Annotated in this window: 11 protein-coding genes; 7 read left to right on the forward strand and 4 right to left on the reverse strand. The window is 73.2% G+C overall.

What is annotated here, in order from left to right; translation table 11 throughout:
- Positions 1-97: 97 nt before the first annotated feature.
- The 3 genes from TBIS_RS18040 to TBIS_RS03655 all read right to left on the reverse strand — a co-directional run bounded on the left by TBIS_RS18040 (position 98) and on the right by TBIS_RS03655 (position 6,099).
- Positions 98-1,930 (reverse strand): acyltransferase family protein, encoded by a 1,833-nt coding sequence (locus TBIS_RS18040; protein ID WP_013130985.1) that lies wholly within the window; start codon positions 1,928-1,930, stop codon positions 98-100.
- 592 nt (positions 1,931-2,522) lie between these two features.
- Positions 2,523-4,379: an LCP family protein gene (locus tag TBIS_RS03650; RefSeq protein WP_013130986.1), complete on the reverse strand. Its 1,857-nt coding sequence runs from the start codon at positions 4,377-4,379 to the stop codon at positions 2,523-2,525.
- 262 nt (positions 4,380-4,641) lie between these two features.
- Positions 4,642-6,099: a phospholipid carrier-dependent glycosyltransferase gene (locus TBIS_RS03655; protein WP_013130987.1), complete on the reverse strand. Its 1,458-nt coding sequence runs from the start codon at positions 6,097-6,099 to the stop codon at positions 4,642-4,644.
- A gap of 173 nt (positions 6,100-6,272) precedes the next feature.
- Here TBIS_RS03655 and TBIS_RS03660 point away from each other — a divergent pair, with 173 nt between their 5' ends.
- The 5 genes from TBIS_RS03660 to TBIS_RS03680 all read left to right on the forward strand — a co-directional run bounded on the left by TBIS_RS03660 (position 6,273) and on the right by TBIS_RS03680 (position 11,370).
- Entirely contained in the window at positions 6,273-8,363 is a 2,091-nt protein-coding gene (locus tag TBIS_RS03660) for a hypothetical protein (protein WP_242384305.1), read from the forward strand.
- A 166-nt stretch (positions 8,364-8,529) separates the two neighbouring features.
- A complete protein-coding gene (locus tag TBIS_RS03665) occupies positions 8,530-9,426 on the forward strand; it encodes a glycosyltransferase family 2 protein (protein WP_013130989.1) in 897 nt (298 codons plus the stop codon).
- A gap of 16 nt (positions 9,427-9,442) precedes the next feature.
- On the forward strand, positions 9,443-10,519 hold the full coding sequence (locus TBIS_RS03670; RefSeq protein ID WP_013130990.1) for a glycosyltransferase family 4 protein: 1,077 nt from the start codon (positions 9,443-9,445) through the stop codon (positions 10,517-10,519).
- A 180-nt stretch (positions 10,520-10,699) separates the two neighbouring features.
- Entirely contained in the window at positions 10,700-10,993 is a 294-nt protein-coding gene (locus tag TBIS_RS03675) for a permease prefix domain 1-containing protein (protein ID WP_013130991.1), read from the forward strand.
- On the forward strand, positions 10,990-11,370 hold the full coding sequence (locus TBIS_RS03680; RefSeq protein ID WP_013130992.1) for a hypothetical protein: 381 nt from the start codon (positions 10,990-10,992) through the stop codon (positions 11,368-11,370). Before TBIS_RS03675 ends, TBIS_RS03680 begins: the two co-directional genes overlap by 4 nt.
- Here TBIS_RS03680 and TBIS_RS03685 read toward each other — a convergent pair.
- Positions 11,327-11,662: a PadR family transcriptional regulator gene (locus TBIS_RS03685; protein ID WP_013130993.1), complete on the reverse strand. Its 336-nt coding sequence runs from the start codon at positions 11,660-11,662 to the stop codon at positions 11,327-11,329. The genes TBIS_RS03680 and TBIS_RS03685 overlap by 44 nt on opposite strands.
- A 93-nt stretch (positions 11,663-11,755) precedes the next feature.
- On the opposite strand from TBIS_RS03685, the gene TBIS_RS03690 reads away from it, so the two are divergent.
- Together TBIS_RS03690 and TBIS_RS03695 are read left to right on the forward strand one after the other, a co-directional pair.
- Positions 11,756-12,925: a cytochrome ubiquinol oxidase subunit I gene (locus tag TBIS_RS03690; RefSeq protein WP_013130994.1), complete on the forward strand. Its 1,170-nt coding sequence runs from the start codon at positions 11,756-11,758 to the stop codon at positions 12,923-12,925.
- A gap of 11 nt (positions 12,926-12,936) precedes the next feature.
- On the forward strand, positions 12,937-13,701 hold the full coding sequence (locus TBIS_RS03695) for a cytochrome d ubiquinol oxidase subunit II (RefSeq protein ID WP_013130995.1): 765 nt from the start codon (positions 12,937-12,939) through the stop codon (positions 13,699-13,701).
- Positions 13,702-13,706: the final 5 nt, after the last annotated feature.

Here is a 13,706-nt window from a genome sequence, read left to right on the forward strand (position 1 = left end):
TCGGATCGGGAACGGCCACGACCTCCATCACCCAGGATAAGAAGCAGGCCCCGGAACCGGGGCCGGCTCCGGGGCCTGGGAACCGCACGGGGCGGCGTCAGCCCGTCCGCACCGGTGTCTTCGGTTTCCGGTACAGCCAGGTGAGCCGCGGCTCGAGCAGCCACCGGAACAGCCGGCGGGTGATCGGCATGCACAGCAGGATGGAGAGCGCGAAGCTGGCGCTGCCGATCGCGGCCACGCCGAGCGGGCCGAACAGCCAGGGCGCGCTCAGCCAGCCCATCTCCTTCCCGATCAGCACCGGCACGCCGTGGAGCAGGTAGCAGTAGAGCGTTCGGGTGCCGAGGTCGGTGAACCACGTCTCGTGCCTGGGGACGAGCGACATCACCGCCGCCGACATGAGCAGCGCGGCGATCAGCAGGCTCATCCGGAGGGCGATGCCCTTCCACCAGACCAGGCCGAGGTCCTTGTAGCTGTACTTGTAGTAGATCGGGCCGAGCTTGACGTGGTAGTTCTTCACCAGGTAGATCGCCACGGCGGCCGCGCCGATCAGCACCAGCACCGACAGGACCTGCACCCAGCGGCGCTTGAGGAAGTCGAACCACTCCGGCTTGAACATCAGACCGATGACGAAGAACGGCATGAGCCCGAAGAACCGGTCCATGCTGAAGTCACCGGTCAGCTCTGAGAACCCGGCGAACAGGTAGACGAAGACCGCCATGGTCACCGGGAAGCGCATGCGTTTCCAGACGGGCGTGGAGAGCCGCCAGAACAGCAGCGCGATCAGATACCAGTTGAGCCAGGCCGGATCGGTGATGGTCAGGCTCCACTTCTGGCCGAGGGACCAGCGGAGCAGCGCGTAGCCGACCTCGACGATCACATAGGGGACCAGGAACGTGTCGACCAGCTTGTTGGTCTTCGCGTTCGAGTTCCAGAAGTTCCTGGACAGGTAGCCGCTGATCATGACGAACAGCGGCATGTGGAAGACGTAGATGTACAGGTAGGTCGCCCGGGCCGAGTCCGCGGCGAGGGTCGGGACCAGCGCGTGCCCGAACGGCACCAGCGTGATCAGCAGGAACTTCGCGTTGTCCAGGTACGGGTCGCGCTTCTTCGCCGCCCGCGCCTTGGGCTTCTGCTGCGCTCCGCCGGCCGGTGCGCCGGACCGCTCCCGCTTCTCCTCCCGCGGCCGATCGGCCTTGGCCGGGGGATCGGTCCTGCCGTCCGCCCACGCGGGGCGGGGCGGCGTGTGGACCGTGTCGGCCGGCCGGTCGAAGGCCGTCTCGGTCGCGGTGGCGGCTGCGCCGCTCTGCCGCGGCCGCTGCCACGGGTCCCACGCGTCCGCCGCGGGCGCGTCAGCGGCGCCCGGCTCGTCGCGGTGCCGGGACGGCTCCTGGGCCGGCCAATCGGTCCGGGTCCAGGATTCGGTGCGGTCGGGGTCCGGCCAGGAGGGCTCGGCGCGCTCGCGCTCCGCCCAGGAGCCCGTGCGCTCGGCCGCCGGGGAGGCCGGGGAGGCGTCGCGCTCGGCTCCCGGCCAGGAGGACGGCCAGGAGGAGGACTCGGTACGGCCGGGCTCCGGCCAGGGGGAGTCCGCCCACCGGGGCTCCGTCCGTCTCGGCTCGGGCCACTCCGGCCCGGCGGTGGCCGAGCCGGGGGCCTCGTGCGAGGCCGGACCGCGGAACGGGTCGTCGAAGGCGCCCGCGAATCCCGTGGCGGCCGTGGGGGCGTCCGGGCCGGCCGGCTCGTACCGGTCCCAGCCGCCGGTCGCGGACGGTTCCGGCCTGGATCTTCTGGGAGGCGCCGCGAAGTAGTCGAACCCCGACGACGGCTCCTGCGGCCGCTCGCCGGGCTCCTCTGCTGCGCGCCACCGCCGCCGGCTCGGTAACGGCGGTTTGTCCTGCGCGTCGGCCGCCGGGCTCGCCGCCGAGCCGCCCACCGTCTCCTCCCCGGTGGGGTGCGCCCCTGGCGGAGACCCCGGGGGGGATGGCTGCGGAGCGGGTGCCGGCTCCGCGGTCGCGGAACGGCCCTCCGGCGATCCGGTGGCCGATGCCGGGGAGCCGCCCGTCCCGGTCGCGGACCCGTCGCCGAACGGTCCGGTCCAATCCCCGGTGATGCGGTTGATCACTCCGGTGGGCGCGTCGTCGGCGTCAGAGGCGCCCTCGGACGGCGGTGTGACTGGAACCGGATTGTGATGGCGGGTGTCACTCACGGGGAAACGCCCTGCTATCTCTGGAGGCTAGGTTGACGGGCGGGGCTCGGTGCAGCCCCGCAGGATCTGGCCCACCTTTGGGACAGTAGCGAACTCGGCCCGGCGGATCAGAGGAATTGAGCCGACCGGGCAGGGCCGCCAGATGTTTCACCCTAACGTTCTTGTCAATCGCTGTCTTCCGTGGGATGAAACATCACCGCTGTGACGGGTGGGAAGAAAGGGTGCGTGCCGATGGCCGCCCCGCGCATGACCGGAACCCGGGTCCGGCCGGGGGCGCCGGGCGGCCGGCGGGCCGGGGCGCGGTGGCGCCCCGGCCCCGTCAGGTCTGGCAGGGGTTGGTCTCGGTGGTCACCGCGTTGTCGCCGAGCTTGAGCGGGATCCGCACGCCCTTCCAGTCGCTGCCGATGATGAGCTGGATCACCGGGCCGGGCACCTTCCCCTTCGGCACCTCGGGCGACGGGGAGCTGGGGGTGAACGGCGTCACCGGACCGGTCGCGAGCCGCCCGGTCTCCGGGGTGACCTGGTTGAGCAGCTTGCCCGCGAGGACCTTCGCGTGGTCCCAGCCCTTGCCCTGGTAGCGGATCATCGTCTTGGGCTGGTCGGTGCCGTCGGGCCGGCGGGCGTCGCCGATCCCGACGACCTTGAAGCCCTGCGCGGAGAGCTCCTCGGCGACCTCGCGCGCCTTCCCGTTGATGTTGGTGCCGTTGAACACCTGCACCTTCACCTGGGAGGGCTTGGTCACCGTGGGCTTGCTCGCGCTCGCACTCGCGCTCGGGCTCGGCGACGGGGTGACCTCCGTGTCGCTCCGGATCGCCCGGAAGAGGTTCTCCGCGTCCGGCTGCTTCCACTGGACGCGGTTCTTGTCCGGCGGGTACGGCTCCCACGGGACGATCGTGGCCTTGAAGCCCTTCGCGGAGAGCTTGGAGGCGCTCTGCGCGATCTGGAGGAGCGTCTCGGTGTTGAGGGCGTCGTCCGTGGTCACCGACCGGGCCACCGCGGTGACGAGCCGGGTGAGCTTGTTGACGTCGGTGAGCATGGCGCTGCTGGTGGCCTTCTTCACCACCTGGGCCATGAAGATCTGCTGGCGCTTGATCCGGGAGATGTCGCTCCCGTCGCCGATGTTGCGCAGCCGCACGTAGGCGAGGGCCTGCTCGCCCTTGACCACCTGCCGCCCGGCCGGGAGGTTCAGCTTCGACTTCCGGTCGTTCACCGGCTGCGGCAGGCAGATCTCGATCCCGCCGAGCGCGTTGATGATGTTCTTGAACCCGGTGAAGTCGACCTTGACGAAGTGGTCGATGCGGATGCCGGTGAGCGTCTCGATGGTGCGGCGCGTGCAGATCATCCCGCCTTCCGAGAAGGCGGAGTTGATCATGCCGAGGTGCGCCGGGATGATCTGCCCCGTCCGCACGTTCCGGCAGGCGGGGATCATCACCATCGAGTCGCGGGGGAAGCTGATCAACGTCGCGGCGTCCCGGTTGGGGGACACGTGCAGCAGCATGATCGTGTCCGTGCGCTCGCTGTCGTTGACCATGTACTTGCCGTACTTCCGGTTCGCCCCGGCCCGGCTGTCCGACCCAACGAGCAGCACGTTGAGCGCCCCGGTCTGGTTGACCGGCCGGCTCTTGTCCAGTTCGTCGGTCGACTTCTCCCGGTCGATGAGGCCGACCGTGCTCCGGTAGACCTTGTACGTGGTGAGGGTGGCGAGCACCAGCACGGCGGTGAGCGCGATGCTGATCCAGCCGCCGATGCCCAGGCGCTTGCGGTCCCCGCCGCCTTTGCCGCGCCGCCGGGGCGGGGCGCCGGGGCCTCCCGGGGGCCGGCTCCGGTCGGCCGGCCGGGTGCGGTACTCCGCGTCCTCGTCCCCGCCGCGCGCCCGGCGGCCGCGCCGCGGGCGCTCCTCGCCGGGGTCGGTGTCCACCGGATCAGATCGTCTGCGCCGCCCGCCGGAGCGGTGCTCGAACGGCGGTTCGGGGGAGTCGTCTCGCCGCAGTGACCGCCGGCCACGCCCGTCGTCCCAGCCGAGATCGTCGTCGTAGCCGTGTGCGGCACGGCCGCCCCGTCTCCCGGTGGCGCGGTGGGAGGCGGCGGCCGCCTCGGCACGGCCCCAGACCCGCTGATCGGTCGGGGCGGGCGGAACCGGCTCGCCGTACGCGGCGGCCCGGCGGCGCTCGCTCACCGCGGTCCTCGCCGAGCGAGGGCCGTCGGAGGAGCGGGCGAGCGGCGGAATTGGCCGAGGATTCGCTCGCTCACGTGTCCTCCTTGCCTGGTGATCGCTGCCCGCGTTCTCGAGGTTAAATCAGGAGAACGCGCTGGGGTGCCGCGATCGGTCGTCGTGGCTGTGGGTACGCCGCAGCGCATGCGCCCGGCTCAGCGGGCGAGCATACCCAATGTGACCTTAAGCCTGTATTATCGCCATAAATGGCCAATAGCTAGATGAGCTATGCCTTGGGACGATGTATCGCGGCCAGGGCGGCGGCGAGGCAGGCCAGCGGCACGGCCGGCAGCACATACCGGTAGTCGAACTCCGCCGTCGCGGCCGGTGCGATGAGCAGCGCCCAGGCCGACGCCCACGGCAGCCCCCACCGCGCGGACCTCGCCCGGCCCGCCACCGCGAGCACCGGGGGCACCAGGAGCACGCCGAGCAGCACCGCCCCGGGCAGCCTGACCAGGTCCTGGTAGGCCCGCATCACCCCGGCGTACGGCTCCACGATCCGCACGGTGATCGGACCCCGCTCGTACCGCTCCGCGAAGCGCTTGCCGACCACGGCCGGGTACCGGCCCGGCGGGGGCGGGGTGGTCTCCGGGAACTCGTAGTAGCCGTAGATCTCCGCGTCGGGGTAGACCGGCCGGCCCCAGGTGAACGTACGGCTCAGCTCGGTCAGGGTCGACCGGAGGTAGTCCCCCGGCTGGCTCCGGATCGCCAGCACCGCGAACCGCCCGGCGAGCGCGTCGGTCTCCCGGAGGAAGGTGATCCCGGGCAGCTTGACCAGCGGCGACTCCGGGTTCCAGATGTACTCCTGCGAGGGCGGCCGCTCCTCGGGCGGCCGGCGGTCGCACAGCACGGCGAGGTCCGCCGGCGGCTTCATGATCGAGCAGTCCGCGAACGACATGGTCCGCGCGTAGAGGAAGACCCCGTTCGACCCGACGATGCCGATCCGGTGGTGGGTCGCGTAGAACCAGCCGCCGTAGGCCACGATCGGCACCAGCGCGGCGAGCGCGAACGCCCCGAGGAGCCGGGTGCGCCGGACCGCGCGGGAGCCGTACCGGAACACGAAGAAGGCGAGGACCGCGACGAGCGCGAGCCCGACCGTCCTCGTCAGCGCCGCCGCGGCGATCAGCAGGCCGATCGCCACCGCGCCGCCCTGGCCCGGCGGCCGCCACACCGCCAGGCAGACCGCGCTCGCGACGAGGAACATGAACAGGGTGTCGGAGACGAGCAGGTGCTCCAGCTCGATCTGGTAGGCGTCGAGCAGCACCGGGGCCGCGGCGAGCGCCCCCAGCCAGGCCCGGCCGCCCAGGCGGAGCACGGTGACGTAGACCAGCGCCCCGGTGGCCAGCCCGAGCAGATGCTGCGCGATCGCCACCGCGCCGAAGTCGTGCAGCGGCTCCAGCAGCCGGAGGAACATCGAGTACCCGGCCGGCCGGACGAGGTCCGGCCGCGGCCGCATCGCGGTCACCACATAGGTGTAGGAGTCGGGGAACCACAGGATCGGCCGGTACCCGGCCACGGTCACCGCCCGCAGCACCGCCCCGAGCCCGGCCACGGCGAGGAACCACCGGTGCCGGTGGGCCCACCGCCGCACCCGTTCCGGTAACGGCGCCGGGCGGGCCGCCCGTGCGCGCGCGGCGGTGCCGGTCCGCGCCCGCTGCCCCGTCCGCTCCTCGGCGACGTACACGTGCCCCCCTGCGTCCCGTGCTCGCTCCCCGGAGTACGCTACCGGTTCCCCGTACGGCCGGCCCCACCCTTCGGCGATCTTCCGGCCGGGGCGGCTACCCTCAGATCATCCCAACGAACCGAACCGAACGCAGATCCACCGGACGGCCGCCGGCGGGCCGGGTGCTCGCCGCGGTGTCGGCCGTGCCCGTGCTCGCCCTGAGCGGGTGGCTCCTCGCCGGGCTGCCGCTGCTGCTGCTCGGCCGGTTCCGCCCGCTGCCCATGGCGGTGCTCGGCGGCGGGCTCGCCGTGCTGCTCTGCCGGTACGCCCTGCGCCGCCTGCCGCCGATCCCCGGCGCCACGCCGCGGCGGACCGCGGCCGTGCTCGGCATCGCCGCCGCCTCCGGCGTCTTCAACGGGGTCCTCCACAGCGAGCAGCTCGTGGTGCGGCGCGACCCGGCCACCTACGCGCAGTACGCCATCTGGCTGGCCCGGCACGGGTCGCTGCCCATCCCGGCGGGGGACTTCGGCGGCCCGGACCCCGCCCTGCACTTCGGCAGCATGGGCTTCTACGCCACCGCCGAGGGGGTCGTCCCGCAGTTCATGCCCGGCCCGCCGATGATCTACGCGATCGGCCACTGGATCGCGGGTATCCCCGGGCTGCTGCTCGTCCCCCCGGTGCTCGGCGCGCTCGCCGTGCTCACCTTCGCCGGCACCGTCGCCCGCCTCGCCGGGCCCCGGTGGGCGGCGCCGGCCGCGCTGACCCTCGCGGTCAGCCTCCCGCTGCTGTACACCTCCCGGACCACGTTCAGCGAGATCCCGTCGCTCATCCTGCTCTTCGGCGCGATGAGCCTGTGCGCGGACGCCCTCGCCGCGGCGGGGGTGCGCCCGCCCGGCGCCGCCGATCGGCGCGCGGACGCCGGCCCGGCCCACCCGGCGCCCGGGGTGGGCGCCCGCGCGCTCGCCGCGCTCTCCGGACTCGCCTTCGGGCTCGCCCTGCTGGTCCGGATCGACGGCCTGCGGGACGTGCTCCCGGTGCTCCCCTTCGCCGGGCTGCTCATCGCGCTGGGCCGGATCGCCCGGACCGGCGGCGCGGCCCACCCGCTCCTCCCCGCGGTGGCCCGGCTCGGGCCGCCCCTGCTCGCCGGGCTCGCCGCCGGGACCGGCTGGGGGTTCGCCGCCGGCCACCTGCTCTCCCGGCCGTACCTGGGCTACCTGTCCGACTCGCTCACCCCGCTGCTCGCCATCGCGGCCGGCGTGCTCGCGGTCACCGCCGTGGGCACGGCTCTCGCGCCGTGGCTGGTGGCCCGCTGCGGCGGCTCCCGGACCGTGCGCCGGATCGCCGGCCGGCTGCCCGGGCCGGCCGCCGCGCTCACCGTGGCGGTCGCCGCCGGGCTGGCGGTACGGCCGTGGCTGCACACCGTGCGCCGCACCCCGGAGAACGAGGCGGACCGGCTCACCGCGGCCTTCATCGAGGCGGCCCAGCGGGTCAACGGGCTGGATCCCGACCCCACCCGGCTCTACTACGAGCGTTCGCTCCACTGGGTGTTCTGGTACCTCGGCGTGCCCGCCGTCGCGCTCGCCGTGTTCGCCGCGGCCGTGCTCGCCGGGCGTCTCCTGCGCGGGCGGGAGTTCCGCTGGCTGCTCCCGTGGCTGATCATCTGCTGGACCACGGTCACCACGCTCTGGCGGCCGGCGATCACCCCCGACCACCCGTGGGCGTCGCGCCGGCTCGTCCCGATCGTCATCCCCGGGCTGATCCTGCTCGCCGTCTGGGGGCTGCGCCGGCTCCGGGAGGCCGCCCGGCGGTCCGGCCGGCCGGCCCGCGCGGTCACCGGGCTCGGCATCGTGCTGCTGATCGCGCCGGCCGCGATCACCTCGATCGGGACGGCCTTCACCCCGGTCGGGCGGGGTGAGGCGGCCGCGACCGCCGGGCTCTGCGCGGCGCTGCCGCGCGACGCGGCGGTGCTGATCATCGAACGGGTGACCGGCGACCGGTTCACCCAGCTCGTGCGCGGGCAGTGCGGGGTGCCCGTCGCCCGGGTCGCCACCCCGGCGGGCACGGACGTCGCCTCCCCGGCCCACGTGACCCGGCTGGTGGGCAAGGTGCGCCGCCTCGGCCGGGTCCCGGTGCTGCTCGCCGCCGAGCCCGGCCAGCTCGCCCGGTACGGCCCGCCGGTCCGGGCGCTGCGGCTGCACACCCGCCAGGACGAGCGGTCCCTCACCGGCCCGCCGGACGGCACCTGGTCGCTCGTCTTCGAGGTGTGGCTCACCGTGCCCCGATGACGCCGGGTCCCACGCTGCCGGAGGGCTGCGGCACGAGCGGGCGGCGGTGCGGGCCGCGCGGCGCCCCGGCGGGGCCGCCCAGGTCCGCCGGAGAATCCGTGGGACGCGGCCGGGCAGAGTACGCTAGCCGGACGTGACCACGCCTGACTCATCCGTACGCGGGGAGATGCCGGAAGAGAAGCCTTACGTGACGATCGTCCTGCCCTGCTACAACGAGCAGGACCACGTCGTCAAAGAGGTCGAGCGCATCTGCGCCGCCATGGACGCGAGCGGCTACACCTACGAGCTGATCGCGGTGGACGACGCGTCCACCGACGAGACGCTCACCCGGCTGCGCGAGGCGGCCCCGCGCTTCCCGCACATGCGGATCAGGGCGTTCCACCGCAACGGCGGCTCGGGGACGGCGCGGCGGATCGGCACCCAGGAGGCGCGCGGCGAGATCGTCGTGTGGACCGACGCCGACATGTCGTACCCGAACGAGCGCATCCCCGAGCTGGTCGAGATCCTCGAGAAGGACCCGTCGATCGACCAGGTGGTGGGGGCGCGCACCTCGGAGCAGGGCTCGCACAAGCTGCTGCGCGTCCCGGCGAAGTGGTTCATCCGCAAGCTCGCCGAGATCCTCGCCGGGGAGAAGATCCCCGACCTCAACTCCGGGCTGCGGGCGTTCCGGGCCTCGGTGGCGCGGCCGTACCTGCGGCTGCTCCCGCCCGGGTTCTCCTGCGTGACCACGATCACGCTGGCCTTCCTGTCGAACCAGCACGGCGTGTACTACCTGCCGATCGAGTACTCCAAGCGGGCGGGGAAGTCGAAGTTCAACTTCGTCTCGGACGCCTACCGGTACATCCTCCAGGTCCTGCGGATGATCATGTACTTCAATCCGCTCAAGGTGCTCATGCCGCCCGCGCTCGCGCTGGTCGGCCTCGGCCTGGTCAAGGGCGTCTTCGACGTGGTCCGCTACGGGTTCTACCTCACGAGCAACACCGTCGTGATCTTCCTGTCCGGGCTGCTCATCGGCTCGCTCGCCCTGCTCGCCGACCTGATCGTCCGCTCCCGGGGGGATTGAGCGTGCGAGGCCGCGGATGAGGATCGCGATCGTCGGGCCGACCTTCCCGTACAAGGGCGGTGGCGCCCAGCACACCACCGAGCTCGCGCACCGGCTCAGCGCCCGGGGCCACGACGTGGTGATCGAGTCGTGGCGGGCGCAGTACCCGTCGTTCCTCTACCCCGGGCAGCAGACCATCGACACCCCGGAGGGCGAGCCGTACCCGGACACGCGGCGCGAGCTCGACTGGCGGCGCCCGGACGGGTGGATCCGGTGCGGGCGGCGGCTGCGCGGCGCCGACCTGGTCGTCCTCGCCGTGCTCACCCCGGTGCAGGTGCCCCCGTACCTGGGCATCCTGTACGGCCTGCGCCGCCGGGACGCGGCGATCGCGATCTGCCACAACGTGCTGCCCCATGAACGCCGGCCGTACGACCGGCCGCTGATGCGGGCGCTGCTCGGCCGGGTCGGCGCGGTGCTCGCCCACTCCGAGCAGCAGGCCGCCCTCGCCCGCGAGCTCACCACCACCCCGGTGCGGGTGGCCGCGCTCGCCCCGCACCTGCCCGTGAAGGGGGCGGCCGCCCCGCGGTCGCGCGAGCCGTACCGCAGGCTGCTGTTCTTCGGCATCGTCCGGCCGTACAAGGGGCTGGACCTGCTGCTCCGCGCGCTCGCCCGGGTGCCGGACGTGTCGCTCACCGTGGCCGGCGAGTTCTGGGGCGGGCTGGAGGAGACCGAGGAGCTGATCGCGGAGCTCGGCATCGCCGACCGGGTGGAGCTGCGGCCCGGGTACGTGCCGGCCGAGCAGGTGCCGTCCCTGTTCGCCGAGGTGGACGCGCTCGTCCTGCCGTACCGGTCGGCCACCGCGAGCCAGAACGTGTGGCTCGGCCACGAGCACGGCGTGCCCGTGATCGCGACCAGGGCCGGGGCGCTCGCCACGGCGGTGCGCGACGGGGTGGACGGGCTGCTCGCCGAACCGGGGTCGGTGGAGTCGCTCGCCGAGGCGCTCAAGCGGTTCTACGAGCCCGGCATGCCCGAGCGGCTGCGCGCCGGGGTGCGGCCGGTCGACCCCGAGCCCTACTGGGCGGCCTACCTCGACACGCTCCTCGCCGGGCGGTAGCCGTACGGGACGGGGGAGCTCCGCCCGGGAAACCACGGGGGGGTTCGCGGGATGCCAGGCGCCTCACCACGGGGTTCGCGGCCCGGACGGCCGGGTCCGGGGGCGTGCGGGGCGGACCCGGGGGAGGGTCAGGGAGATCCCGGATGGCGTAGACCAGGGGCCGTCCTTACAGTGAAGGCCATGCCCATCGACGACCCCATCGACGGCTACGTGGCAGAGCTGAGCCGTGCCCTGCACGGGCCGCGGCGGGCGAAGCGCGATCTGATCGCCGAGGTGCGGGACGGGCTCATCGACGCCGCCGAGGCGTACCAGGCCGCCGGGCTGGACCGGCCGGAGGCGGAGCGGCGGGCGGTGGCGGAGTTCGGGACGGTCGGCGAGATCGCCCCCGGGCTGCAGGAGGAGCTGGCCGCGGCCACCGGGCAGCGGCTCGGCGCGCTGCTGTTCCTCAGCGCCCCGCGCTCGCCTGGTACGTGATCTGGCGGTTCGATCCGGTGGAGGTGGTGGGCCGGCCGGCCGGGTGGTTCGGGCCGGTGGCCCGCGCGATGGACCTGATGCAGTTCGGCATCGGCGTGTTGGGCGGCCTCGCCGTCCTGGCGCAGCGCAGCGGGCGGTTCCGCCCGGGGCCGGCGGCCAGGGCGCTCGGGCTGTGCGTGCTGGGGTCGTTCCCGGTCACCGTCGCGCTGTACGCCGCGATGCTCGCCGGCACCGCCGGCGTGGTCACCGTCGGCGTCCCGGTTCTCGGGCTCACCGCGGTGAGCTGGGCGGTGTGGGGCGTGCAGCTCGCGGTGGCGTGGCGCTGCCTGCTGGTCAGCCGCCCTCGGAGGGCGTGGGCTCCAGCACGCTGCCGATGACCGCGGTGAACTCCCGCCAGGCGGACCGTGCGTCGAGCAGGTGGGCGCGTCCCGCGCCGGTGAGCCGGTAGGTACGGCGCTTTCGGCCGCCCACCTTCGCCCACTCGCTGCTCAGGTAGCCGATCCGCTCCAGCCGGCGCAGTGCGGGATAGACCGTTCCCGTCGGCACGTTCAGCGCGCCTCCGCTGCGCCGCCGTAGCTCCTCGATGATGGCGTAGCCGTGGCGCGGCTCCTCCTCCAGCACGGAGAGCAGCAGGGCGTCGAGGTGCCCGCGCAGGGTGTCGGCGTTCATGTGATCGAGCCTATAGATCCTTTTCGATGTCATGCCTGGCTACATGTAGGCTACCAATATATAGGCACGCACACTGAAGACACGGAGCGTGGCATGACCGTCCTCGACCTGGCCCGGCTGCAGTTCGCCCTGACGGCAGGCCTTCACTTCCTGTTCGTCGTGCTCACGCTGGGGCTGGCCCCGCTCGTCGCGATCCTCAACACGCGCTGGGTCCGCACCGGGAACCCGGTGCACGAGCGGATGACCCGGTTCTGGGGCCAGATCTATGTGATCAATTACGCACTCGGCATCGTCACCGGCCTGGTGATGGAGTTCCAGATCGGGCTCAACTGGAGCGGGCTGATCCACTACGCCGGGGACGTGTTCGGCGCGCCGCTGGCCATGGAGACGCTCGTCGCCTTCTTCCTGGAGTCCACCTTCCTCGGGCTGTGGATCTTCGGCTGGCATCGCCTGCCCCGCGGGCTCCACCTCGCCTGCATCTGGCTGGTCGCCCTCACCGCCTACGCGAGCGCCTTCCTGATCATGCTCGCCAACTCCTTCCTCCAGCAGCCCGTCGGCGTGGTGGACAAGGGCGACCGGCTCGAGCTCGTCGACTTCGGCGCGCTGCTCACCAACTCGACCCTGGTGTTCTCCTTCCCGCACGTCATCGCCGCCGGGCTGGTCGCCGGCTCGTTCGTGATGATCGGGGCAAGCGCCTACGGGCTGCGGCGCCACCCGGGGGAGCGGGAGCTCTTCACCAGGTCGCTGCGCCTGGGCGTGGTCGTCGCGGCACTCGGCACCACCATGACCTCCGGGTTCGGCTACGCACAGTTCGCCGGGGTGCAGGAGGGCAAGTTCACCGGCGAAGGGCCGGCGCAGGTCGCGCTCGGCGTCATGACGCTGATCGGCGACAACCTGATCCTGGTCGCCCTGTTCGTCCTCCTCCCCCTGGTGCGCTGGCTGCCCCGCTGGCGCCGGCTCCACCCCTTCCTCATCGCCCTCACCCCGCTGCCCTTCATCGCCGCGATCGCCGGCTGGCTCACCCGCGAGCTCGGCCGCCAGCCCTGGGTCATCTGGCAGAAGCTCAGCGTGGCCGACGCCCTCACCCCCGGGCTCACCCCCGGGATGCTCATCGCCTCGTCGGCCGCCTTCACCGGCGTGGTCGGCGTGCTCGCGATCATCGACTACCTCCTCATCGCCCGCGTCATCCGGCGCGGCCCCACCCGGCTCGCCCTCGGCGCCGGCCCCGAGGTCCCCGAACCCGCCCCGGTGCCGAGCCTCTAGGAGACCCGACCATGGAACTGCTCTGGTTCGCGCTCTTCGCGGTACTGCTCATCGGCTACTTCGCGCTCGAAGGCTTCGACCTCGGCGTCGGGCTGCTGCTCCCGCTGCTCGGCCGCACCTGGGAACGCCGGGACCGCATGATCGCCGCCATGGCGCCGTTCGTGCTCGCCAACGAGGTGTGGCTCGTCGCCGTGGCCGGCACACTCGCCGGCGTCTACCCCGAGGTGGAGAGCCGGGTGATCCCCGGCCTCTACCCCCTGGTCATGGCGGCCCTGATCGCCTGGATCGCCCGGGACGCCGGGCTGTGGTTCCGCCGCCGCCTCGACGGGGCCGGATGGCGCGCCGTCTGGGACGCGATGATCACCCTCGGCTCGCTCGGCCTCACCGTCACCTGGGGCCTCGCCCTCTACGCGCTCGCGACCGGCTTCACCGCGCCCCCGCTCCACCCGTTCGGCCTGGCGCTCGCCGCCGCCGTCACGGTCGCCTGCGCCTTCCACGGGTGGACCTTCCTCTGCTGGCGCGCGCCCGGCCTGACCGGCACGGCCCGCACCGGCCGCGGCCTGGCCATCTCCGCGCTCGGCACCGCGGCCCCCGCGATCGCGGTCGTCGCCGCCGGGGCGGCTCGGCTGCTCTCCGGGACCACCACCCCGGCGGCGCTCAGCGTGCTCAGCCTCGTCGTGCTCCCGCTCGTCCCGGTGCTCGCGGCCGCCCAGCTCTGGGTCTGGCGCACCTTCGGCCGGGACGCGGGCGACCGCGGGCTGCCGTCGTTCTTCTGACGGTC

The organism is Thermobispora bispora DSM 43833 (assembly GCF_000092645.1).
Taxonomy (GTDB): Bacteria; Actinomycetota; Actinomycetes; order Streptosporangiales; family Streptosporangiaceae; genus Thermobispora; species Thermobispora bispora.

What these genes read in the sequence shown, in the direction of transcription:
- TBIS_RS03675 (WP_013130991.1), top strand. Translation starts at nt 10,700, where the DNA reads ATGCCCATCGACGACCCCATCGACGGCTACGTGGCAGAGCTGAGCCGT.
- TBIS_RS03665 (WP_013130989.1), top strand. Translation starts at nt 8,530, where the DNA reads ATGCCGGAAGAGAAGCCTTACGTGACGATCGTCCTGCCCTGCTACAAC.
- TBIS_RS03685 (WP_013130993.1), bottom strand. Translation starts at nt 11,662, where the DNA reads ATGAACGCCGACACCCTGCGCGGGCACCTCGACGCCCTGCTGCTCTCC.
- TBIS_RS03695 (WP_013130995.1), top strand. Translation starts at nt 12,937, where the DNA reads ATGGAACTGCTCTGGTTCGCGCTCTTCGCGGTACTGCTCATCGGCTAC.
- TBIS_RS03670 (WP_013130990.1), top strand. Translation starts at nt 9,443, where the DNA reads ATGAGGATCGCGATCGTCGGGCCGACCTTCCCGTACAAGGGCGGTGGC.
- TBIS_RS03690 (WP_013130994.1), top strand. Translation starts at nt 11,756, where the DNA reads ATGACCGTCCTCGACCTGGCCCGGCTGCAGTTCGCCCTGACGGCAGGC.